The 22,494-nt window shown below is 26.3% G+C and carries 23 protein-coding genes, 1 tRNA gene and 1 rRNA gene; 4 read left to right on the forward strand and 21 right to left on the reverse strand.

Annotation, left to right across the window (positions count from 1 at the left end; all coding sequences use genetic code 4):
- Nucleotides 1-85: 85 nt before the first annotated feature.
- The 8 genes from VBM89_RS01765 to dcm_N all read right to left on the reverse strand — a co-directional run bounded on the left by VBM89_RS01765 (nt 86) and on the right by dcm_N (nt 8,388).
- Nucleotides 86-1,342: a hypothetical protein gene (locus VBM89_RS01765; RefSeq protein ID WP_323188592.1), complete on the reverse strand. Its 1,257-nt coding sequence runs from the start codon at nt 1,340-1,342 to the stop codon at nt 86-88.
- A gap of 4 nt (nt 1,343-1,346) precedes the next feature.
- Nucleotides 1,347-1,814 (reverse strand): hypothetical protein, encoded by a 468-nt coding sequence (locus tag VBM89_RS01770; RefSeq protein ID WP_323188593.1) that lies wholly within the window; start codon nt 1,812-1,814, stop codon nt 1,347-1,349.
- A gap of 112 nt (nt 1,815-1,926) precedes the next feature.
- Nucleotides 1,927-3,063: a tRNA uracil 4-sulfurtransferase ThiI gene (gene thiI / locus VBM89_RS01775; protein WP_323188594.1), complete on the reverse strand. Its 1,137-nt coding sequence runs from the start codon at nt 3,061-3,063 to the stop codon at nt 1,927-1,929.
- The gene (locus VBM89_RS01780) at nt 3,053-4,642 is read right to left on the reverse strand and encodes a hypothetical protein (RefSeq protein WP_323188595.1); all 1,590 of its coding nucleotides are present in this window, start codon (nt 4,640-4,642) and stop codon (nt 3,053-3,055) included. The genes thiI and VBM89_RS01780 overlap by 11 nt, the downstream gene beginning before the upstream one ends.
- Nucleotides 4,643-4,790: 148 nt before the next feature.
- Nucleotides 4,791-5,879, reverse strand: coding sequence for a M42 family peptidase (locus VBM89_RS01785; protein ID WP_323188596.1), 1,089 nt, complete (start codon nt 5,877-5,879; stop codon nt 4,791-4,793).
- Nucleotides 5,880-5,945: 66 nt separating this feature from the next.
- Entirely contained in the window at nt 5,946-7,196 is a 1,251-nt protein-coding gene (locus VBM89_RS01790; RefSeq protein ID WP_323188597.1) for an MAG4270 family putative restriction endonuclease, read from the reverse strand.
- 5 nt (nt 7,197-7,201) lie between these two features.
- On the reverse strand, nt 7,202-8,041 hold the full coding sequence (gene dcm, locus VBM89_RS01795) for a DNA (cytosine-5-)-methyltransferase (RefSeq protein WP_323188611.1): 840 nt from the start codon (nt 8,039-8,041) through the stop codon (nt 7,202-7,204).
- Nucleotides 7,972-8,388: a DNA (cytosine-5-)-methyltransferase N-terminal subunit gene (gene dcm_N, locus VBM89_RS01800; protein WP_323188598.1), complete on the reverse strand. Its 417-nt coding sequence runs from the start codon at nt 8,386-8,388 to the stop codon at nt 7,972-7,974. Before dcm_N ends, dcm begins: the two co-directional genes overlap by 70 nt.
- A gap of 107 nt (nt 8,389-8,495) precedes the next feature.
- On the opposite strand from dcm_N, the gene VBM89_RS01805 reads away from it, so the two are divergent.
- The 4 genes from VBM89_RS01805 to recU all read left to right on the forward strand — a co-directional run bounded on the left by VBM89_RS01805 (nt 8,496) and on the right by recU (nt 11,045).
- Nucleotides 8,496-8,586, forward strand: a tRNA-Ser gene (locus VBM89_RS01805).
- An 86-nt stretch (nt 8,587-8,672) separates the two neighbouring features.
- Complete coding sequence (locus VBM89_RS01810; RefSeq protein WP_323188599.1) at nt 8,673-9,182, forward strand: MAG0490 family ComEA-like DNA-binding protein; 510 nt, start codon at nt 8,673-8,675, stop codon at nt 9,180-9,182.
- A gap of 278 nt (nt 9,183-9,460) precedes the next feature.
- The gene (locus VBM89_RS01815; RefSeq protein ID WP_323188600.1) at nt 9,461-10,570 is read left to right on the forward strand and encodes a ComEC/Rec2 family competence protein; all 1,110 of its coding nucleotides are present in this window, start codon (nt 9,461-9,463) and stop codon (nt 10,568-10,570) included.
- Nucleotides 10,557-11,045, forward strand: a complete 489-nt coding sequence (gene recU, locus VBM89_RS01820) for a Holliday junction resolvase RecU (protein ID WP_323188601.1) — start codon at nt 10,557-10,559, stop codon at nt 11,043-11,045. Before VBM89_RS01815 ends, recU begins: the two co-directional genes overlap by 14 nt.
- Here the strand turns inward: recU and VBM89_RS01825 are convergent.
- The 13 genes from VBM89_RS01825 to VBM89_RS01885 all read right to left on the reverse strand — a co-directional run.
- Nucleotides 11,042-11,338, reverse strand: a complete 297-nt coding sequence (locus VBM89_RS01825) for an HU family DNA-binding protein (RefSeq protein ID WP_257089537.1) — start codon at nt 11,336-11,338, stop codon at nt 11,042-11,044. The genes recU and VBM89_RS01825 overlap by 4 nt on opposite strands.
- Before the next feature lie 84 nt (nt 11,339-11,422).
- Nucleotides 11,423-12,256: a GNAT family N-acetyltransferase gene (locus VBM89_RS01830; protein ID WP_323188602.1), complete on the reverse strand. Its 834-nt coding sequence runs from the start codon at nt 12,254-12,256 to the stop codon at nt 11,423-11,425.
- A gap of 46 nt (nt 12,257-12,302) precedes the next feature.
- A complete protein-coding gene (locus VBM89_RS01835; RefSeq protein WP_323188603.1) occupies nt 12,303-13,397 on the reverse strand; it encodes a YihY/virulence factor BrkB family protein in 1,095 nt (364 codons plus the stop codon).
- On the reverse strand, nt 13,372-14,802 hold the full coding sequence (gene gatB, locus VBM89_RS01840) for an Asp-tRNA(Asn)/Glu-tRNA(Gln) amidotransferase subunit GatB (protein ID WP_323188604.1): 1,431 nt from the start codon (nt 14,800-14,802) through the stop codon (nt 13,372-13,374). The genes VBM89_RS01835 and gatB overlap by 26 nt, the downstream gene beginning before the upstream one ends.
- Nucleotides 14,795-16,123, reverse strand: coding sequence for an amidase family protein (locus VBM89_RS01845; RefSeq protein WP_323188605.1), 1,329 nt, complete (start codon nt 16,121-16,123; stop codon nt 14,795-14,797). The genes gatB and VBM89_RS01845 overlap by 8 nt, the downstream gene beginning before the upstream one ends.
- Entirely contained in the window at nt 16,123-16,425 is a 303-nt protein-coding gene (locus VBM89_RS01850) for a glutamyl-tRNA amidotransferase (protein WP_323176483.1), read from the reverse strand. The genes VBM89_RS01845 and VBM89_RS01850 overlap by 1 nt, the downstream gene beginning before the upstream one ends.
- A 2-nt stretch (nt 16,426-16,427) precedes the next feature.
- The gene (locus VBM89_RS01855; RefSeq protein WP_323188606.1) at nt 16,428-17,306 is read right to left on the reverse strand and encodes an RluA family pseudouridine synthase; all 879 of its coding nucleotides are present in this window, start codon (nt 17,304-17,306) and stop codon (nt 16,428-16,430) included.
- A 593-nt stretch (nt 17,307-17,899) separates the two neighbouring features.
- Nucleotides 17,900-18,472, reverse strand: coding sequence for an SMC-Scp complex subunit ScpB (scpB, locus tag VBM89_RS01860; RefSeq protein ID WP_257089513.1), 573 nt, complete (start codon nt 18,470-18,472; stop codon nt 17,900-17,902).
- Nucleotides 18,462-19,232 (reverse strand): segregation/condensation protein A, encoded by a 771-nt coding sequence (locus VBM89_RS01865; RefSeq protein WP_323188607.1) that lies wholly within the window; start codon nt 19,230-19,232, stop codon nt 18,462-18,464. The genes scpB and VBM89_RS01865 overlap by 11 nt, the downstream gene beginning before the upstream one ends.
- Nucleotides 19,222-19,995 carry a lysophospholipid acyltransferase family protein gene (locus VBM89_RS01870; protein WP_323188608.1) on the reverse strand — a complete coding sequence of 258 codons (774 nt, stop codon included), beginning with the start codon at nt 19,993-19,995 and terminating at the stop codon, nt 19,222-19,224. The genes VBM89_RS01865 and VBM89_RS01870 overlap by 11 nt, the downstream gene beginning before the upstream one ends.
- Complete coding sequence (locus VBM89_RS01875) at nt 19,982-20,308, reverse strand: 4'-phosphopantetheinyl transferase superfamily protein (protein WP_257089508.1); 327 nt, start codon at nt 20,306-20,308, stop codon at nt 19,982-19,984. The genes VBM89_RS01870 and VBM89_RS01875 overlap by 14 nt, the downstream gene beginning before the upstream one ends.
- A 55-nt stretch (nt 20,309-20,363) precedes the next feature.
- Entirely contained in the window at nt 20,364-22,160 is a 1,797-nt protein-coding gene (locus VBM89_RS01880) for a hypothetical protein (protein WP_323188609.1), read from the reverse strand.
- A gap of 121 nt (nt 22,161-22,281) precedes the next feature.
- Nucleotides 22,282-22,494 (reverse strand): 23S ribosomal RNA (locus tag VBM89_RS01885); the annotation flags it as partial.

A 22,494-nucleotide genomic window follows, 5' to 3' on the forward strand; every position in this document is an offset into this window, starting at 1 on the left:
CAAAAATTGTTAAACTATTTTTAACAAAGCTAAAATAAAAGAGCAAGCTTTTAACTTTTATAGCTTGCTCATAGTATTAAAAGTTTTAATTTGCAAATGGATTGAGTGAATTTAAAACACAATAAAATATTCTACTTCAGTACAATAATGAGATTAATTGTCCTAAAGTTTCTTCAAAATTGTTTGCAATTTCAATTGTAATTGAGTTAACTTCGTTATTAAAACTTGATAAATAATTAACAAAAGTTTGATAAGTTTCATCTTTAATTTGATTAATTGATAAGTTTTGAAACTTGTCAATTAGGTCATCATTTTCAAGGTTTGAAGATAACTGATAATCAAAGAATCTTTGTTTAATTAAACCAAAAGTAACAAATTTATTTCCCTTTCCTGAAAGCAATGGCTGAGTATAAGTCGCAATTTGTTGTGGAAAGTTTATTGATGTGCTGATTGTTTTAATTTGCTTAGTTGTATTATTGAATTGATTTGCAAATCAAGCAAAATAATTATTTAAAAATGAATCATATGAAACAAAAATATTAGCAAATCCATCTTCTTTGTTTTTAAGAACACTTTCATTGATTAATAAAGCCAATTCAAGTGCTCTGTTGAAATAAACATCAGGATTAAGAATATTTTTTGAAGCTTCAACATAACCATGAATAACTTTTTGAATATTAATCCCCTGAAGTGACATAATCAATAATCCAATTTCACTTAATACACTATATTCTGGATGGACATCATTTGAAACAAATAAAATATTGTTGCTTGCAAATTTAAATTTGCTTAAGTTTGAAAAATTAGTTTTGCTGCCTACATAAAACATATGATTTTTGATCATAAATTCATTTGAATGTTGCTCGAAAATATTTGTAATGTATGAAATTCATTCATTTTCATAATCATTATTTCCGGTTTCGTTTAAAAACATAAAACCAACATTATCGCCAATTCCATTTTTGAAAGTTTGAATTAACTGTTCAATTTTATTAATTGGAATTGATGGATTAATAAAGATTAATTCAATTTTCTTATCCTTATTAATATCGATTTGTCCAAAAATAAATTGCATTGCAGCTTTAATTGAAAGTTCAATTGTTTTAGAAGTTCAAATAATTAACTTAGAAATATTTGTTGAATATATATTGTTGCAAAATTGAATTATTTTATCTACACCATTGAGCCCAAAGTTTAATGCAATATCATCGAAACCTAAATATGATGAACCATCAAAATTTAAAGATTTAATTTTATCAATTACTTCTGAAGCTTGCTTTTGTTGAATTTGTAACTCGTGTTGAGATTGAAAATAATTTTTCTTAATTGAAATTACTTGCATTTAACTACTTATTCTTGTGATTATTGTTTTTATTGTCGAATTTCTTATTTTCAACAAAATAACTATTTGTGTAATTAATTAAATTTCTAAATCCATTTTTTGTCGCTTTTAGTTCATTGTAATATTTTTCTCTTTTGTAAAAGTCTTTCCCTTGATGGTTTGGATGATTTTTCTTAAATGAACCTAAACCTTGTTTTTTATTGTTATCAAAACTTAAAACAATAAAGTTGATAATGTCACCAATTGAAAATAAATCTGACATTTGGTGATGTGTAAAATCTGTGATGTCTTTTCTGTAAATCAAAAATGAATTACCATATTTGTCGTGAAGTTTTATAAACTTTGAACCTGATGTAATTATTTTTGCTGAAGCAACGTCACCAGTTTTGTAGCCCAAAAATGATTGTGAATTTTCTTTTCTTGAAACTTTTAAATTTTGCTTATTAATATTTTTGTTAAGTGGTGTATTCATAATTATTTATTATTATAAATAATTTATTTTTTTATGTATGAAACTAAAAAGACTATGGCATAGAAATAAAAAGTTTTAAGTTGCATAAAAAAATAAGCTATACAGCTTAAATTTATTTTTTGACTTTGACTAATTCAATTTTTGAATTTAGCAATTCTTGCTCTAGTTCTTCAATATTTTCAAGTTCATTTTCAAGTCTTAAAGCTTCCTGGATTGTAGGTTTTGTAACTGGTTCTTTAGGCGCAAATAGTTCACAAGTTTCATTAGCTTTAATAATTGAAATATTTTCTGTACCTATTTTTCTAGCAATATCAATAATATCGTTTTTATCGTATGTTAATAATGGACGTAAAATTTGCATTCTTGTTGCTTCTCCAATTGTTGATAATGATTCAATTGTTTGAGATGCAACTTGACCTAAATTATCACCATTTGAAATTGCTTGTTGATTATATTTTTGTGCTATTTGCTCAGCTATACGGTAAAAACTTCTTCTCATTAAAGTGATTTTGTATGATTCTTTTGAAACGAATGAAATGTAGTTCATTAAGTGTGAGTAATCTGCGATCAATAAGTTTGATGTTACTTGATATTTATTTAAAACTTTAACTAAATTTGTAATTTTTTCTACAGTTCTAATATCTGTTTGAGGAGGTGTGATAAAGGTTAAAAAGTCAACTTTGAGTCCTCTTTTCATCATTTGTCAAGCAGCGACCGGAGAATCAAAACCACCAGAAATAAGGTGAAGAACTTTACCTGACACTCCTACAGGTAAACCTCCTAAACCTTTAGTGTAATCAGAGAAAATGTAAGTTTTTCCGTTTCTAACTTCGACATAAAAAGTTTGGTCAGGATTATGTACATCAACTTTAAGATTTGTGTTTTTTAAGACTACACCACCTAGGTAATTGTTAATTTGGTCTGATGAGAATTCAAACTTTTTGTAATTTCTTCTAGCAGCAATTTTAAAAGTTTTTGAATCAGGTCTAATTGATGATAAAACTGCATTTGCAAAAACTTCCATATCATTTTCAACAACCATAACCGGTGAGTATGAACTGATTCCGAATACATAATTTAAGTTATTCATATTTTCTTCTGAATAAGGTAAATACATTCTGTCAAATTCAACTTCTGGAGTTACGCCAACAATGTGTTTAATATTAATTGCAAGTTGATTAATAAACTGTTTTCTGTTTTTCTTTTTCAGCACTAACTCGCCGTAACGAATCAAAATTTTACTGTACATATTTCTCCTTTATTAAAAACTTTTTAAGTGCTAAATAAGCATTTTTATAATTATTTTCTTCTTTAATTACATTCTCAATACTTTTGCTAATATCAATGTAATTAGCAAAAGTTTCTTGATTATTTATAAATGAGTCATTTCTTTGAAGTTCTAATCTTATATTGTTATAGATTTCTTTGTATTTTGCATTGAGCGAAATCACTTTAATTAAAGTAGCTAATTTACTAATGAATTCATCTCAAATTGTCTTAATTTTATTTCAGGACTTTTGTTTTTTGAAATTTCTTTCATATAAATAAATTAATTCAGTTCTTAATTTATTTATTTTTGGATCATTTGGAATTTCAGGATGGTAAATGCAAGATAAATAGGTATCAATAGCTTCATCAATTTGAATTTGGAAATTATCATTTAGTTCTTTTAATTCTTTAGATTTTGATTCAATAACTACATTAGTTTTTTCATAATTTTCATATTTAACAACTAAATCTTGAACTAGTGTTCGTATGTTTTTTAATGATTTATTTTCAAAAGATTGTTTGATTTTGTCAAATGCGTTCTTTACTGATTCATAATTTTTTTGTTGAATACTATTTGGTGCAAGTATGTTTTTGTGAGTTTTATTCAATTTAGAATATAAATCACGAATAATTGGAATTGTTTGATCAATGAAATCTTTAATAGAAAACATTGAATTAACAAGGTTGACTAATTTGTAAAAATTTCTATAAACTGACTTGATATTTGCATCTAAAGTTTCAGCAGTATTTTTGCCTTTAATAGCTGATTGAAGTGCTGTGGTTTTATCCTTTAACTCTATTAATTTACCTTTAATTTGCTCGTTATTTTTATTTTTTATCGCTTGCTCAAGCACTTTTGGTAGAGATTCAAAAAGTGAATACTCAATATTTTTTGATGCAAAAATTATTTTTGTATAGTTCTTCAATTCTTCTTTTCTCTTTGTTATGTTTTCAAGAGCTCTTAAAAAATCAGCTTTAACTTTAAGATCGTCAATTAATGTGATTTGAATTGATAATTCAGCTAATTTGTTTTGAAGATTTTCATATTGATTAGGTATTGCTTTCTCATAACTTTTAAGCTTGCCATTTAAAAAGTCCCTAATCTCGAGGATTGTTGAAGTGATTTCGTCAATGTTGTTTCAGTTCTTTGAATAGTCATCTGAAATTTTGTTAAATTCTATTTGTTTTTTAGAAACTTCTTTTTGTTGTTGTTTAATTGCTTTATATTTTTTGTAAGATTTAACTTTTTGTTTTTCAGCTAGCAATTCATCAAGTTCAGAAAGTTTAACTGAAATTTCTTGATTTATAGTTTCAATACTTTGTTTCACTTCAATTAATGAATTAAGCATATTCTCAAGCTCGTGATTAAAATGAGTCGTTGTTTTAACTTTTGAATATAAAGATTGATTTTGATGATTTTGTTTAGTTATCGCATCTTTTGAGCGTATACTAAATTTTTGTAATGATTGTTTAAATAAGTTCACAGAAAGCAAGTAGACTAAAAGTAAAAGAACAATAATTGAAACAATTATTATAAGTATGAACAATACTTTTGCCATAATCTCGTACCTCCTGAGCCTATTATTAAATTTTCTATATTATATTACTTTTAGCTCTAAATGATAGCCTTATCAAGCTGTGTAAAAACTAATTTAAAGCAAAAAAGCAGATAGATTTTCTATCTACTTTTAATTTGAAAATTCAATACTATTTGTAAGCTAATTTTTCTTCATAGATTTCTTTATCAAATGCTTTGATAAATTCAGTCATTAAATCAATTGTAGCTTGAATATCAACAAGTGAAGCTAATCCGATTGGGCTGTGTAAGTATCTTTGTGGAATTGAAATTGTCATAACTGCAGCACCACCAGGAGCAAATTGTAATTCAGCTGCATCAGTTCCTCCACCCTCAGCAACATATTTGTAAGCTGGAATTTCTTTTGTAGCAGCAATATTTGTTAATACATTAATTAATTTTGGATCTGGCAATGTTCCACCATCTTTAACTAAAAGACTTACTCCTTTACCTAAAACTGGTGTTCCAGGTTTTGCACCTGTTGTATCGTGTGCAGCACCTGTATCAACAGCAAAAGCAACATCTGGATTAATGATTGAAACTGATGTTTTAGCACCTCTTGTTCCAACTTCTTCTTGAACTGTTCCTACTAAGTAAACATCACATCCTAATTCTAAATCAGCAATATTATTTGCAATAAATTCTAAAGCAGTCACACCTGCTCTATTGTCCATTGCTTTTCCACCGATAATGTTATTTGTAAAATGAATTGTTTCTCCAGATAAGAAAATTTTGTCCCCAATTTGAATGTGTGCTTCTTCAACTTCTTTTTTAGATTTGAAACCTAAATCAACAAATAAGTCTGATTCTTTAAGTGCAACTGTGATTTTGTCTCTATCCATAATATGGATACTTGTGTGTCCGAATACACCATAAAATCTTTCATTTGTTTTTGATGAAACTACAACTGCTTTTGTCCCAATAACTACAGATGGTCAAACTCCACCAATTGTTGTAACTAATATGTTTCCGTTTTCAGCAATTGATTTAACCATATAACCAACTTCATCCATGTGAGCGGCTAACATAACTTTAGGCGCATTAGCAACTTTAGATTTTTTGAAGAAAATAATTGAACCAAATGCATCACGTGAAATTTCAAAACCTGGTTTAATGTTTTTTCTCAATTCATCTGCAACTGGTTCTTCAAATCTAGAAATAGCTTCAATTGACATATATTTTTCTAATCTAGAAGCTAATTTTTCATATTTTTTTTCCATACAAACTCCTTATATTTATAGATGTTATAAATTTTATACATTTTTAGCTTTTATAACACACATAAGCTAATCTTTTTTATGAATATAAGTAATTGCTATTTCATCAAAATACATTTGTAAATATTTCTTCATTTGAGGTGTTAAATTTCTAATTTGATTAAATGATTCACTTAACTTTTCTTGGTTATCATTTGAAATTTTATCCTTGCGAATAAAGCACAACTTTCCACTTGTGTCTCAATAAATAAGATTCTGTTTATCATAAATTTTGTGAATATCAGGCGATAAATTTAATAAATTATTTTCATCAGAAATCATCGTTAATGCATTTGTTTTAAATTTATCTGTTGAGTCAACAATGTTTTTGGTTTTAGAAAATCATTTTTCTATTTCATTTCTTATTCTTTCCCTTATTTTGTAAACAGGATAAATATGAGCTCTTTCAATTATTGTATTTTCTTCTAAATTAAATGATTGAATTGATTCAGTAGGAATTTTTTGAACTTTTGATCTAGTTCTTGAAATTTGATTTTCTATTTCATTTTGAATTTCAAACAATGTTTCTAGTGATTTTTTCACACTTTTGATTTTATTTCTAAATTCTTCTCTAGTTTTATCATCATTAAGACCTTTTGTTTTATTTTCGTATTCAATTGTATGAATTAAATCTTGAATAAGTAAAAATGAATTATTACCACTATTTTTGAAGTAATTAATAAAATCATTTTCATTTTTTAAAGAGCTAAGTAGACTCTTAAAATCATCTTCATTTGTTACAAATCTTTTAAAACTATTGTAATATCAATTGTCTTTAATAATATCCAAATACATAAGTGGATTATTTTTTAGATTTTCATAACTAGACTTTACTTCGGAACTGTTGGGTTTTAAATAACTACCTGCTGGATTATTACCTTTTAATATACCAATTAAGTTGTTAAAAGTTCCTTTATAATCAAAATTAACATAATAATTCAGAGCAGTCAATTCCTGATTATTTAAAAATAAGATATTTTTATCATTTTTGTTTTCTCTAGGTTCTTGTTTTAAACTGTTGCCGATAAGCGAAAATAATTTTTCCCTACATTTAAATGTGGTGGTTTTATCCTTAAATCATCTTGTAGTAGTTTTTAAATCTAAGGATGTACCTGCAAGAAATTTTATGTATCAATAAATTAATAGTCCATTTGAATCAAAAAAGCAATAGATTTTTGCATTAAAATGATTTTTGCTGTTTTCTTTAGAAAATACGTTTAAAATGCTATAAATTTTAATTTGTTTTTTTAAATTTACAAATTCACTAGATTCAAAATTCATAATAATTAAAAATATTTTTTAATAACTTCAGTAAATATATTTTCTAAAACTTCAACAGATATGCTGTTTCCGGCTGTAAAAATCATTTTATTTTCGTGAACTAAACCGGTTTGACGAACCTTTAATGCATCAACTTTGTCGAATCCCATATATAGATACGCTTCTTCTGAGTTCATTAAAACTAATTTATCTTCTTCTAATAAAAATTTCAGTCTTGCGTTTGCACCAGAAGCTGTTAATGTAGGGCCTTTGTGATCTATTTTATAAATGTAAGATTCGCTATTGAAATTAGTGTACCCTAATAATCTAGACTTATTGATTTTGTTTTTTGTTAATGTAAATGGTGTCTTTTTGTATAAAGCTAATAATTTTGTCAGATCAATATGAACAGCATTTTCATCAATGATTTGATTAAGCATTAAGTTTTTTTCATTCTTTTGAATGAATTCAAAATCTTCACCATCTAAAATAGAAACCATAAAAACTCTTTCTCTATTTTGAGCCGAACCTGAATCAACTGCATTTAAAACTTTTCAATAACTTTTATAACCCAATGTTTCCAATGCATCTATTCATTTGAGAAAATCATTTTTGAATTTAGATGAAACCAATGCTTTAACGTTTTCTAATAATAATACCTTAGGTAATCTATCTAAATTATTTTTAAGAATTCTTTCAATTTCATACAATAACCCTGATCTTGTATTTTCGTTAATTCCTCTTTGTTTACCTTGTTGTGATAAATCTTGACAAGGGAATGAATAAGTAAAAATATCTATGCCTTTAGGTAAAGTGTTATAAGCAGTAATGTCTGTACCGCTCTCTCTCTCTCTCTGAAGCCATATCTTTCACTCATATAGTCATTATTAACATATGAATAAAGATAAGAGAATAAATTTCTTAATTTGTTTTCTGACATTCTCGTAAAGTATTTTTTATTAACTGGTTTTTTGGAGTCGGCAGAAAAAAGATACTTGTTTAATTTATCAAGCATTTCTTCTTTAGTCAACTTATTTTCTGGTTCTAATATACCGTAGTGAATACTTAAATACGATACAATCGCATCAATATAAAAATCACATGTTCCTAGTGATTTAACTGTAAAATTCAATTTCTTAGATATATTTTTTAATGCTTTGTATTGCGAACCTATTCCTGCGAACATTTCGAATAATGTAATTTCTTTTTTCATGATTTTTTTATTTTAACGGAATTAGAGAAGCATAATTAATAAGTTGAAATATTTTTTTAATTGAATTAAGAAAATCTATTTTTTATATTATAATATTTTTAATTATTGGGGTAGTACTCAAGAGGCTGAAGAGGCGGTCCTGCTAAGACTGTAGTGGTGGCAACACCAGCGGAGGTTCGAATCCTCTCTGCCCCGCCAATTGTTAACAAATCACTCTTTGAGTGTTTTTTTATGCACTTTTTTACTACTTTGTACATTTTTGAAGAAATATACTAAATATATGTATGAAAAAGATTGGTTGATTCAATATATTATTAGTAATTATTTGTTTAAGCTCAGGTGTTTTCATAAGTGTTGTTAAATTTACGGAAATAAAACAAACAAAGAAAATAGATGACGAACTAAATAAGCAAAAGAAAATTTATAAATATACAGTAGCTGGTAATGTATTATTTCCTGCTACATTTGAATCAGATAAGCCTTTATCATATAGAGATGTTTTTAATAAAGTAAAGCTTAAAACAAGTTCAGATATAAGCAGATACAACTTAGATGATTTAGCAACTACATCTAGTGTCATTAATGTTGGTTTAAGAAAATACAAAATAAAATGGGAAGAAATCAAAGATGTTGAGACTTTAAAATGATTAGGTTTAAACTCAAGAGTTGCAAAGTTAATTTATAAACATCGCGAAAAGAATGAAAGTTTACACTCATGACGAGAATTGCTAGATATAAAAGGAATTTCTACTCGTACTATAGAATACTTACAAACGGTTATAGAATTAACTTAAGATGGTTTAATTTCTTTTTAATTTTATCTGTATTTTGTTTATTGCTAGTCACTTCTGATTTAATTTTATTAGTATATTTAATTCCACTCTTTATTTTTTCCATTATTTTAAAAAGAAATGACTTCGTAATTTTGTTAGCAATATTATTGACATTTTTGATATTTTTTAATCTTAAACATATTATTATAAATGCCTGATTTTATAGTAATAAAGGTGTCTCCGAAACTTACACAGTGATTGATATGTCGGATAAAGCTCTTTATGTTGAGGATAAATTTATGAACAAATTTATACTAAACAGGTCTGAATTAAAATCTGTTAAAGACCAAATAACTATCTATTCAAAAATATTTATTTGAGGAACATTGAAGGAAGTTAAAGAAAAATCAAATTACTTGCTAGCTAATGAAATTGATTTTTTAATTAAACCTAACAAAGTTGTTGTTGTTAATAATTGATCCAGTTTAAGACATATGTTTTATAACCATTTTCTAAACAAAAATAAAGCATATTCTGATTTTATTTTCCCATTAATTTTTGGTATAAACACATCTACAAATAACGAAACATTAACTACCTTAAAAGAAATGGGAGTAGTTCATTTAATGATTGTTAGCGGTCTACATTTGGGTACTATTTACATATTCGTTAGAATGATATTTTCAAAATTTGATAAATATGGAATATTACAAATTCTTGTACTTACTATTTATTTTCTATTTTGCAAGAAATCAGTGTCAATCATAAGAACTTATTTATTTATACTTGTCATTCATTTTTGAAAAATATTTAAAAAAGATCAAGAATTGAATGTCGGTTGTCCATTATTCATAATAGCATTTTTATTCTTATCTTTTAGACCTTATAGTGTCATGAATTTAGGTTATTGACTATCATATATTTTGACTATCGTTATGTTAAATGTAGATTTGGATAAATTTTTAAAACCTAAAAAATGAAAGCAAAAAGCAGCAAACTTTTTTGTAGGTTATTTCATACCCTGATTCATTTCTATATCCATAATTAGTGCATATATAAGAGAAATTAGTTTAATATCTTATGTTTACTCAATTATTTTGACACCGATATTTCAGTTTTTAATTATTTTCTTTACCTTAACTTTACCAATAACTTTTATAGCAGTTCCATTTGCTGAGTTAGCACAATCTTTCATCCAGCTATTATCAAAAGTAAATGTTACATATAAGTTTTATTATCAATTTTGATACTACATAATTTATCCTTTTATATACATTTATATTTCCAGATTAATGTTCTTAAAAATGAAAAGATTAGAGAAAGTTAGATCATCTGACTTTATAAAACATAGGATAGCTGAACTTGAATTAAGAATGGAGAAATTAGAATATGCAAATGAGTTCAAATAATAAAAATAGAGGGATGTTTTTAGAAAAAATAATCAACAACACTATAGCTTATTTATGACAAGAGAACATTGCGTTCATCGAGAAAAAGAGCACTCCTCTTGATATAAAAAATATTCAATCAAAGACTAAAAATAATGTCTTGGGTTCATTTAGAATTAAGAAATCAACAGTGGATTACATAGGTATGTATAATGGTCAATTTATTTGTTTTGAAGCCAAGAGTACAAATAATAATTCACTCACTAAAAACTTATTTAAGAAACATCAAATCGAATATTTAAACCTTATACATAGCAATAAAGGTATTTCTTTTGCTATTGTGTACTTTTCATTATATGATGAGTTCTACAAAATAACTGTTCCAGAATTATTACAATATTTTAAAAATAAAAGTAGTGTCAAATATGAAGAAATAAAAAGAAATTCTAAAAAGTTATTTTTAGAATTTCCTGGATATTTAACATTTTTAAATTAAGCTTTAAAATCTATTAATTCACGTAAGTATTTTGAAGGTGTATATTTAACAACACGTCTTTGTGGAACCACAATAAAATCAGCATCATTTTCTGATTTTTTGAATTTGTTTACCATTTTTCTTTGTGGTTTAACTGTTGTTGAAAAAATTCCTAAATGTGATAATCTAACTTTATCTTCCATGATTAATTGTTCTTTAAGAACGAAAACCATAGCATCGAAAACTCTTTCAACATCTCTTGGTGTCATTTCAGCACGATCTGCAACTTCTAAAATGTATTCTTTTTTAGTCATTTCAATGTCTCCTTTTAAAAGCTTGTAATAACAATATTATAATACAAAAAAACTTTTTTCCACAATTTTTAGGGATAAAAGTAATTATTTTTGTTTGATTGTAGGTTTAATTTTTGTTAAAGCGATCTTATCATAATCTTTGAAGCCAAGTCCATAATACATAGCACCTGCAATTTTGTTACTGAAAAACAAAACAGGTGTTTTTTCTATGTATAGTATCCTTTCGCAAATGTTCATTACACAATCCTTTGCATAGCCTTTCTTTCTTGCTTCAGGAATTGTGAAAACACCTCCGATCATTACTGCATCTTTTGATTGACAGTTAATTGACGCATGTGATAAAATTTTCTCATTTTCATCTTTTAGCACATATCCTCAATATGCACCTTTTTCAAATGATCTTTTTAAGTGTTTAATATCAAGCGCATGTGATGATAGTCCTGCAAATTCAGGAATTAATCTTCTACTTTCAACTATATTTTCCAGATCTGAAATTTTAATCATTGTTGATTTTAAATTGGTTGGTTTCTTAAAATCTTTTTTATTCAAAGTTAAAACATATTGATAAGTAGGGACAATATTATTCCCAATAATTACTGATAATGCATTATTTAATTCGTTATAAAGTTCTTTTTGATAGACAAAGTTCTTGATATTATATTTTTTAACAATATTCTCTAAATCTTCGTATTTACCTCTTAATTTTCTTCCGAAAATTAACAATGTATCATGGAATCTATAAAAAATTAAAACAGGTCTTTCATTTACATAATCAATGTAACTATCAATATTTTCTCCTTCTAGACCAAATGTTTCAATATCTGCAATTAACATCATATTAAGGTATTTATCTTGTGTATAAAGGAATTCTAAAACTCTATCTTTATAGTCATTAGTTAGCTTTAACATTTTTCTCATATTTTAATTATACTCTTTTGTAATAAAAATAACCAGTATATACTGGTTAAATAAATCAATTTCTCTTTGTGATGGTTCTCTCACTAATATAGTTTTTATAGTATGCATTATTGAAAGCAATACCTAAGAACATAAAGTAAACAACTCAGTTTATAAAGAATGCAATTGTAAGGAAGAACCCTACAGGACCACCATATTTGTCATAGTTAATGTGTTGATTAATTGTTTTAAACAATAATACTAATAAAACAATTGGAGTGGTTGATAAAATAGCTCCTTTATAAATGGATTTAATGGTTAACTTAAATGATGGAATAAGTTTGAATAAACCAACTAACATTACAAACACAAAAACAAATGAAATTAATATATAAACAAACGTATTTAATCAAATCGTTCCATTATATTTTTCTGTTATTTTTGTTTCAATGATGATATCGATCGTTGAGAAAAATCAGAATAATATTGATACAAATAAAACTAAGAATAATCCTTTTATTTTATTACCTCAATATGAACCAATTTTATTATGTTTGTAAATGTAGTTATTTGCTGAAATTAACTTTCCATATCCTGTGCTTGATATATATAGTGATGATAAAAATAGGAAAATGTTAGGTAGCAATGCTTGTAAATTGAAAGCAGATGTACCTTGATCTTTCATTTGAATGCTTTGTAAGTAGTTTTGCGACCCAGGGATAAATCTTGACATAATAATTGTTATGAAGTTATCTTGGAAATTACTTCCAACTAGATTGTTATAGCCTGGAATAAAACCGAAAAATATGTTTAACAAGAAAACCACATATATTACAGGGACAAATGATATTAATAAGTAAAATGCAGTAGACAATCAAATAAAGTTATATTCACTACTTGTGAATTTACTATATACATTATCCACGACTTTTAAACGTTTTCTATGATCTGATTCATTTCTAACTCAAATCAATATGCTTGCGAAAAATCTAATCAAGCATTTCTTGATTATAAACTCATAAATCTTTGAGAAAAATGTAAATCTTTCAGGAAAAATTAAGTTTTGATGAAAGGTTTTTTTAGTTTTTTTAGTTACATTTTTAAGTTTTATTAACTTATTATAATCAGTGCTTGTATTAGTTTTTTTGTTTAATAAACTCATTGATTTTTTCTAAAACAATATCATTTGACAACTGTGGATTAACTTGTCCATTAGTTTCTTTCATTAATGCACCAAGTATAAATTTAATAACTCTTTCAGGTCTAGCTTCATATTCATCTAACATTGAAATATTATTTTTAATAATTGCATCTATATAACTTGCAATAATATTTTTATCTGTTATTTGTTTTAATTTGTGCGCATCTAATAAGTCATTTATGTCACCTTTATAACTTGGTAATAGTGTTATAAGTTTTTTAAGCGACTTACTTGAAATAATTTCTTGATTTAATAATTGTAAACTCTGAACTAAATATTCAGGTTTAATATCAAGATCAATAACGTGTTTATTTTGTGCATTTGCTAATGAAACTACTTCTGAGAAGAAAATTTTTGATAAAGCTTCCTTATTATCATAATCAATAGAGTCAAAGTAATTAGCTAATGGTATATCATCAATTAAACTGTTAATGTAAATATCTGCAATATTTGCATCTTTATATCTTTTTAATTTTTGGTTTGGAAGCTCATTTAATTTAACATTATCAATAAATGCTTGAGATAACTTAATGATCGGAATGTTTGGATCTGCAAAATATTTGTAATCAACAGAACCTGTTTTAGTTCTCATAACCACGTTTGTGTTAGTTTGATCATCAAAACGTTTTGTTTGTTGTAATATTTCTTCGCCTTTAAGAAGTTTTTCTTTTTGAATTTTAATTTCATTATCAATTGCTTTTTTGATGTTAGAAATTGAGTTCATATTTTTTATTTCAACTTTTGTACCAAATTTATCTACACCATAAGGTTTAAGCGAAATATTAATATCAGCTCTTAAAGTCCCTTGTTCTAACTTACCTTCAGAAATATCTAAAAATTGCACAATTTTTTTAATCATGTCAACATATAATGCAGCTTCCTCGCCGCTTCTAATCACTGGATAAGTAACAATTTCAATTAAAGGGATTCCGGCTCTATTATAATCTAATTTTGTAACTAAATCATCGTGGTGTTGTCTTGCAGTATCCTCTTCAAGGTGAATTCTTTCGATACCGATTTGTTTTAATCCATCTGAAGTTTGAATTTCTACATAACCATTGCTTCCGATTGGTCTAAAAAACTGTGTAATTTGATAACCTTTTGGTAAATCTGGATAAAAGTAGTTTTTTCTATCAAAATGTAATTCATCATCAATTTTCATATTAAGAGCTTTTGCAAGTTTGATTCCATATTCAACTGCTCTTTTATTAACTTGAGGCAATGTTCCTGGGTAAGCTAAGTCAATTTGATGTGCTTTTGTATTAGGTTCTGCATTAAAGTCAATCCCGGCTGGTGAAAACATTTTTGTTTTAGTTTTTAATTCAACGTGAATTTCAATTCCTATAATAGTTTCAAAATTATTCATTTAAATCTCCTATAAGTTCTTCAAAGTATTCTGCATAACCTAATAATTTTTCATCTGAATATAATTTTGTTTCAAGAGCTAAGTTATATGGCATATTTTCATATTCACCTAATGGAATTGTTATTGATGGGTGACCTGATAAATTTGCATCAGTTAAAATAAAGTCCATAACACCATTTTTTGATTTATCTTCAAATAATGGAGCAATACCTACGTAAGCCGGAAAGATTAAAACATCGCCTTGTGTTTTCAAGTCCTCAAAGTATTTAGCAATAACTCTTCTAGCTTTTTGAGCTTTAATAAAAATTTCTTCTTGATTTTCTGAATATAAAAAGTAACTTCCTAAACTTAATCTCTCTTGAACCATTTTTCCAAATTTTTGACTTCTTGTATTAAACATAACTTCTTCTCATGAGTTTCCATCAACCCTTGAACCAAAAGCTATTCCATTTAAGTTAGCTAAATTTGAACTAGCTTCAGAGAAAGAAATGATTTTATAAACAATAGAAATTGTTTTTAAAATATCAAAATTTGGTTGAACTAATTTGATTTCTATGCCTTGCTCTCTTAATTTTTCGAGTAACTGGTTAAATCTTGCATTCACATAATCTTTTGTTAATGAACTAAAATCAAGAGCAACTACTGATTTTGGTTTTGTTTTAATTACATTGTTTATTTGAACATCAACTGAAGTCATATCTTTGTCATCTTTACCAAAAACAGCTTGTGCAGTAACGATTGCATCATTTACATTATGGGTAAAGTATGCAACTGTATCTAATGATGAAGCATAAGCAAACATTCCATATCTACTAATTGCACCATATGATGGTTTAAATCCTACTAAACCATTGAATGAAGCAGGTAATCTAACACTATCTCCAGTATCTGAACCTAACGCAATACCTATATTTTTTGTCATTGTTGCAGCTGAACCTGATGAAGAACCACCAACATAACGTTTAGCATCTTTAGGGTTGACTATTAAACCATAAGCACTATGAGTTCCTGTACCTCCTAAAGCTAATTCATCATTATTAACCTTAGCAACCGGAATTGCACCATTTTGTAAAAGTCTTTCAACTACAGTAGCATTGTAATAAGGTTTGAAGTTTTCTAAAATCTTACTTGAGGCTCTAGTCATTTTATCTTCTGTGGCAAAAACATCTTTGATAGTTAAAACAACACCATTGAGTAGATTGTTTGAATTTGAAACTTGCTCTGATTTTTCATATAAGCAGCTAACTGCATTATTATTATCATTTTGAAGTTCATTGTATGCAGCTTCAAAATTACCTTTATTTAAAAATTCTCTACTCATTATTTAACCACCTTTGTAAGTAAAATAAAGTCACTATCTTTTTCTTTTGCATTATCTAAAATGTTTTCTTTCGAAACTGAATAACTCATATCTTCAATGTCCTCACGTAGGAGTTCTAAAATAGGCTGTTCATTAATTCTTTCCATTGGTTTTACATTTAATAAATCAAGTTTGTCAAGAAGTTTAATTCCATCTTGAATATCTTTTCAAATTAACAAAATTTGTTCTTGAACTTCTTTAGTAGGTTCAAACATTAATGATTTAACTATTTGGTTTAATTTTTCAATATCTAATTTTTCCATAATTAACCTTTCTTTCAATTAGGTAAGCAATATAACTCTAAATCATTTAAATATCTTAAATTATTCTTCATATTTTTATATTTAACATAATATGAATGTAACATTAATCTAGTTTCTTTTTTACCACCATACTTTTTGTCACCGTAAATAGGAAAACCTAAATTTGATAAAGTCACACGAATTTGGTGCTTTCTACCTGTTTTAATTTGTGCAATTTTTCGATTTTTTTCTGAATAAAATAAAGTTCTCGCTTGCTTAGCATCTCTTATATTACTTTTTGCAACTTTCATTTTTTTATTTGATTCATCTTTGTAAATTCAATTGTTAACTACAAAAGGTTTATGTTCAGAAAAGTTATCTAACTTAATATCACTGATGAAAATATATTTTTTAATGATGAATTCACTATTATCATTCAATTGTCTAGCGGCCTCATAAGTTTTAGCATAAGTGATGATCCCACTTGTTTCTTTATCCAAACGACCAACGTGGGTTGGTTTAAAACTATCAGTAGGCACATAGTTTAAATATGATAAAACTTGTTCATCTAATGAATCATCTTCATCGTGGACTGAAATTCCAGTCACTTTATTTAAAACTAAAATGTTTTCATCTTCATATAAAACTTTCAAATTAACTGAAGTTGATTTTTTAACTTCATATTCTTGTTGCAAATCAGATTCACTTAAACCATAAATAGTGATAGCATCATTCTCATTTACAATTTGATTTTTTTGAATTTTTCTTAATCCATTTATTTTAATTTCATTTTTCCTAAATAATTTTTCAACAAATCCTTTACTTAAATTAGGGAAATATTTTTGAATAAGTTTTAAGATTGTTCTTCCTGAATCATTTAATGTTGCTTTTATTTCTATCATTTCTACCTGCTTTATTAATGTAATTATATTTTTTTATTTTATTAAATAAAATAAAAAATGTAATATCAATACTTTTAGTTAAAACATATTTTATACCCTCTAATAAAGTATTGAACAACATACAAAATGGATATCAAAATTGCTGAAAATATAGTCTGCAAGACTTAATTTAGCACCTACTGTGACTATCACAGGATTTGCCGTATCATGTTCTTCGATAGAACCAGAAGATAAAATCACAGATGAAGAAAGAACACAATTTACTGCAGTATTCCAAACATCTTATTCTCAATTACCTAAGAATAGTGTTATAGACACATTACTTTCACAAATGGTAAGCAAAATTAGGAAAATCAAATCGATATGTCAGACTTGATTGAATAAGTTAAAATCTTCTCAAGCATTTCTAGAAAAGAAATTGTGGAGTCTTCTAAGAAAATCTATGAAATAAGTTTATCAGCTACTTCAGCTTTAATTCCTTCGTAAAAATATTTTGATATGAAACACTCTTTGTTCGTTTTAGTCGCTTTTATTAGAAAAATAAAAATTACTATCACAAATTTAGTGATAGTAATTTTGTATCTTGAAAATAATTATTCTTCTCTTTGACTTCCGAATAAGTCAAAGTCTTCATTTTCGTCTTCTACGCCTTCTACATAGTTAAATTCAGTCATTTTAGGCAAGTCTCTCATACTTGTTAATTTGAAGTGATCATAGAATTTGTTTGTCACTCCATATAGAACAGGATTACCTGGTGTAGGAGAAATCCCGACTTCTTCAATAACACCTTTCATTAAAAGTGTATTAACAACTTGATCGGATGCAACACCTCTAATTGATGCAATTTGACCTTTTGTAACTGGCTGTTTGTAAGCAATGATACCAGCAACTTCGATAGCAGCATTTGATAATCTTTGTTTTTTAACAACTGAAACCATTTTTGTAACATAATCTTTGAATGTTTCTCTAGTTGCTAATTTGTAAACATCATTAAAGTTGACTACTTTAAGCGCTCTTTCTAAGTCGTTAAACTCTCTTAAGAAATCTTGCATTACTTTTTTAGCTTCAGCTAAAGTAGCTAGTGAGAAAATGTCTTTAACTTGTTCTAAGTTAAGACCGTCATCTCCTTGAATGTATAATAGTGCTTCTAAAATTTTATTTTTCATCGTAAAGTTCTCCTCTAATAATTGAGATTTCTTCAAATTCTTTTTCTTGAATTATTTTTAAATATTGTTCTTTAGCTAAAACTAATACAGCAAGCAATGTAACAACAAAGTGTCCCATACTTGGTTGTGAAAAGACCATTTCGAAAGTTAATTTTTCATGTTTTCTAAGTAACTCTTTAATCATTCCATATTGATCAGATGGTGATAGTTTAAATGTTTCTAATTTTGCTGTTCTAAGTTTTTGAGCATAAACTCTTTCAAACATTTTTCTTAAAACAGCAATTAATTTAACCGGGTTAGAATGACCGTCTAACCTAGTGTCATTGGTATCAACGATAAATTCATCAACATTTGATGGATCTTTGATGAAAATATCTTCTCTATCTAATTCATATGTTTTAAGAGCTTCTTTAATTGATTTAAATTGTTCATATTCAGCTAACTGTCTCAAAATTTGTCTTTTATCTTCTTCAATTTCTGCAGGAATTTCTTGTCCTGGTTCTTGTATTGCCATAGCTGCTTTGATTTTAAGTAATGTAGCAGCCATAACTAAATAATCAGCAGCTAAATCAATATCTTGCTCTTTTAATTGAGAAATAATTTCTAAATATCTGTCTGCTATTTCTACTAAGTTAATTTCATTAATACTGATCTTTTTATCTTTAACTAATGAAAGTAATAAATCTAATGGTCCATCAAAATTAAACTTTTCAACTTTAAAGCTATATTCTGAATCGTAATTTGTGTAATTAGTTTTCATCTTTTTCCTTCAATAATTCTGACTCAATTAAGCCCTTAACTCTTTCTGCTAATTTTGATGTTTCTTGATTCATAAATGTAGATGGTTTTAATGCTGGTAAAAATTTAACAGTAACTTGCTGTCTTTGCTTTTTGTGCACACTATCAGAACCTAAAGAGTTGATTATTACAGTAGGAATAATTGACATATAATCTTTCTGTGCAACTCTAAATGCACCAGCTTTAAACTCACCTAAACCTTCACTTTTCACTCTTGTTCCCTCAGGAAAAATTACACCATATGTTTTTTGAACTTTAACAAATGCACCGAAATCACCCAATGCATTTAAACTGTTTTTAATACTCTTTCTATCGATAAAAACAGTATCTAAAAGTGATAAAGTATCCTTAACTATTTTTTTATTTTGTAGCTCGCTCTTAGCTAAAAAAGTAGGTATCATAGCTTTAGCACCTTGTTCATATGATTGTTGTTCTGTAGCTTTCATTAAGATTAAAGAGTCAAAGTTTGACTTATGGTTAGCTACTAATAACACAGAACCATTTTGTGGCAGGTTTTCATATCCCTCAATTTTTACATCCACATTGTAAAGGTTTAACATTTTTTTAGAAAGTTTGAGTAAGAAAGCATATCTTTCGATTGATTTACTTGTTTCAGGTGATTTTCTATATTTTCTAGCTTTTCATTTAATTAAAAAGTATCTGAATAATCAAACTGGTGAAAATAAAATCATCTTAAAAATTACATTTACATTATATTTTTTCATTTTTCTCCTTAGAAATAGCAACGGAAATAACTAAATTATCAACATATGTGATAGAAATACAGAAGTTTTTAAATTCTCAAATATTGTTTTTTTTAACTAAATCAATATTGCGAAAATCGATGTAGCTATTATCAATTTTGTAAATAGATTCTTTAATAGCTCATGCTCTGGCAAGAAATTTAGCTTTCAAATTTTGATCAGTTATTTGATTATATTCTGCTAATTCGTGCGTTGATAAAACTCTATTTATAAAAGATGTTTTTTTATTAATAAATCTATTAATATTAGTTGCATCCACACCTATTTTGAACATGTTTTATATTATATAAAATTATTTGATAAAAGCAGTATAAAATAGACTTTTTTACCTATGTAATAGGTGTATTAGTATCATCACTTTCTTCTTTAATTAATGCTGATTTCAAGATTTTTGCAAACTGATCATATTTGTTTAAAAAATTAAAGAATACATCATCTTCTTTCGAGTTCTGAAGGTTATATTTAATTTCACTACTAAATTTGTTAGTTTCATTAAATATAATTAATTGTAAAATTTCCGATGTACTAAATTCATCACAAATACAATATGGATTTGAACGAATAAATAAGTTTATTATATATTTTAATATTTTAATTATTGAGATAGCTATTAAATTAGTAAATAGAAATCCATTCATATCTTCAAATGATTTCAGAAACTTTTTATAACTACTTATCAATATATTCATCATTTGACTATTTTCATAGTTATCTACATCATTTTTTAATATATCAATTAAATCTTTCTTTTTAGGTATTTTGAAATTTGTAAAAGCAAAATGTAATCCTAAATTTTTATTATCTCTGCGAATTTTCTCTCATAATTTTGGAGCTTCATAACCATCTTTTACATTGATGATGTTCTTAATTTTTGAATATTTCATTTCTTTTTCATAATATTCATCTGGTTCAATATTATTTAGACTACTTACATCAAAATTGTCATCCCTATTTTCTACGAAATTTATCAATTTGTTGAAATAAATTAAATCCTGTTTATCTATATTGACTTTATCTTTAGAACTTTCTATGTATAAGTAATTTAGACGATTTAATGGTTTCTTAGAAATAATATTTACTTTATTACTATCTTTTCTACTAAAAACTCTAGATCAAACTGTATTTATTCTCTTTTTGTAATGGTCATTTAAATTTTCAGTAAATATATTTTTAGAATACATAATATATTTAGCCACCGACTTATTAAGCTCTTTACTTTTACTTGACAAGTTCTCAATATCAAGAGGTCAATCATAAGGAATAACTGAAATACTTTTATCATCTCTTTTATATAACTGAATAGTATCTAAAATTAGTTTATCCTTATCTGCATAAGGAAGATGTTTGAATAAGAAAACATTAATAGGTATACCTACTCAATTTGTATGTGTTATTATAGTGTAATGTTCATCTGATGTTTTTATCATTTGATTTAAATTATTGAAAATAAATTTCTTATTTTTAAAATGCTTTTCTGTAATATTTGTAATATGTAAGTAAATATATTTATTGAATTTGTGAATTCTGTCTCTTTTTGTGAAGTTATGAACAAATCTGTTTAAATTTTGCAAAATAATTTCTTTATTTTGATTTACTTTCTCAAATAAAATATCATTAATGAACTCATCATTAGTATTTGTAGGATTATATTTTGAAATTTTTTCATTCAGTAAATCAATATTTGATATTTTATTAGAAATGATATCTGTTATGACTTTGTAAAATAATTTATGATCTATATCTTTTGTTTTGAATAGTAATCTCATTTCTTTAAAAAAGAAATCAAATAATTCAAAACCTATAAATTTATATGATAACTTATCATTATCTTTATTTATTAATCCTAATCTTTGCTTCACAAAATATAAAATAAATTTTACATCTTGAAAATAAATGAATTTCTTCAATTCTTTATTTACTTTTTCAATTTTATTCTCAAATTCAGATGATAATTCTTCATTTGTAAACTTCAATACAAGGGTATTTGATGCATTAATCACATTACCTATTTGCCTTCTGCATAAATAAAGCTTGCTTAATTCTTTATCTTTCTTTAACCGAAGATGTCATTGTTGGCGTCTTTTTATGTTTCTTTTAGAAATATTTGTTCTTTTTGTTTTTGTCATATATTAAAATTATAATATTTTTTAATAAAATAAAAAAACACCATTAAAGGTGTCAAATATTCTTTGAAAACTGAATAGTTATTTTAATAATTCATTAAAATGTCTGAATACATCTTAATATACTTTTAAACCTATCAATTTATTAGTAATGGTCAGCTGAATGTATTACTACACTTACACTTCCATCCTATCAACCTCGTAGTCTACAAGGAATTTCAAGGGAATACTTATCTCTGAGGAGGCTTCCCACTTAGATGCTTTCAGCGGTTATCCCTTCCGTACTTAGCTACCCAGCTGTGCTTCTGGCGAAACAACTGGAACACCAGCGGTACGT

Origin of the sequence: Mycoplasma sp. 1199, from assembly GCF_034863365.1 — a bacterium.
In the GTDB taxonomy this organism is placed as follows: Bacteria; Bacillota_I; Bacilli_A; order Mycoplasmatales; family Metamycoplasmataceae; genus Mycoplasmopsis.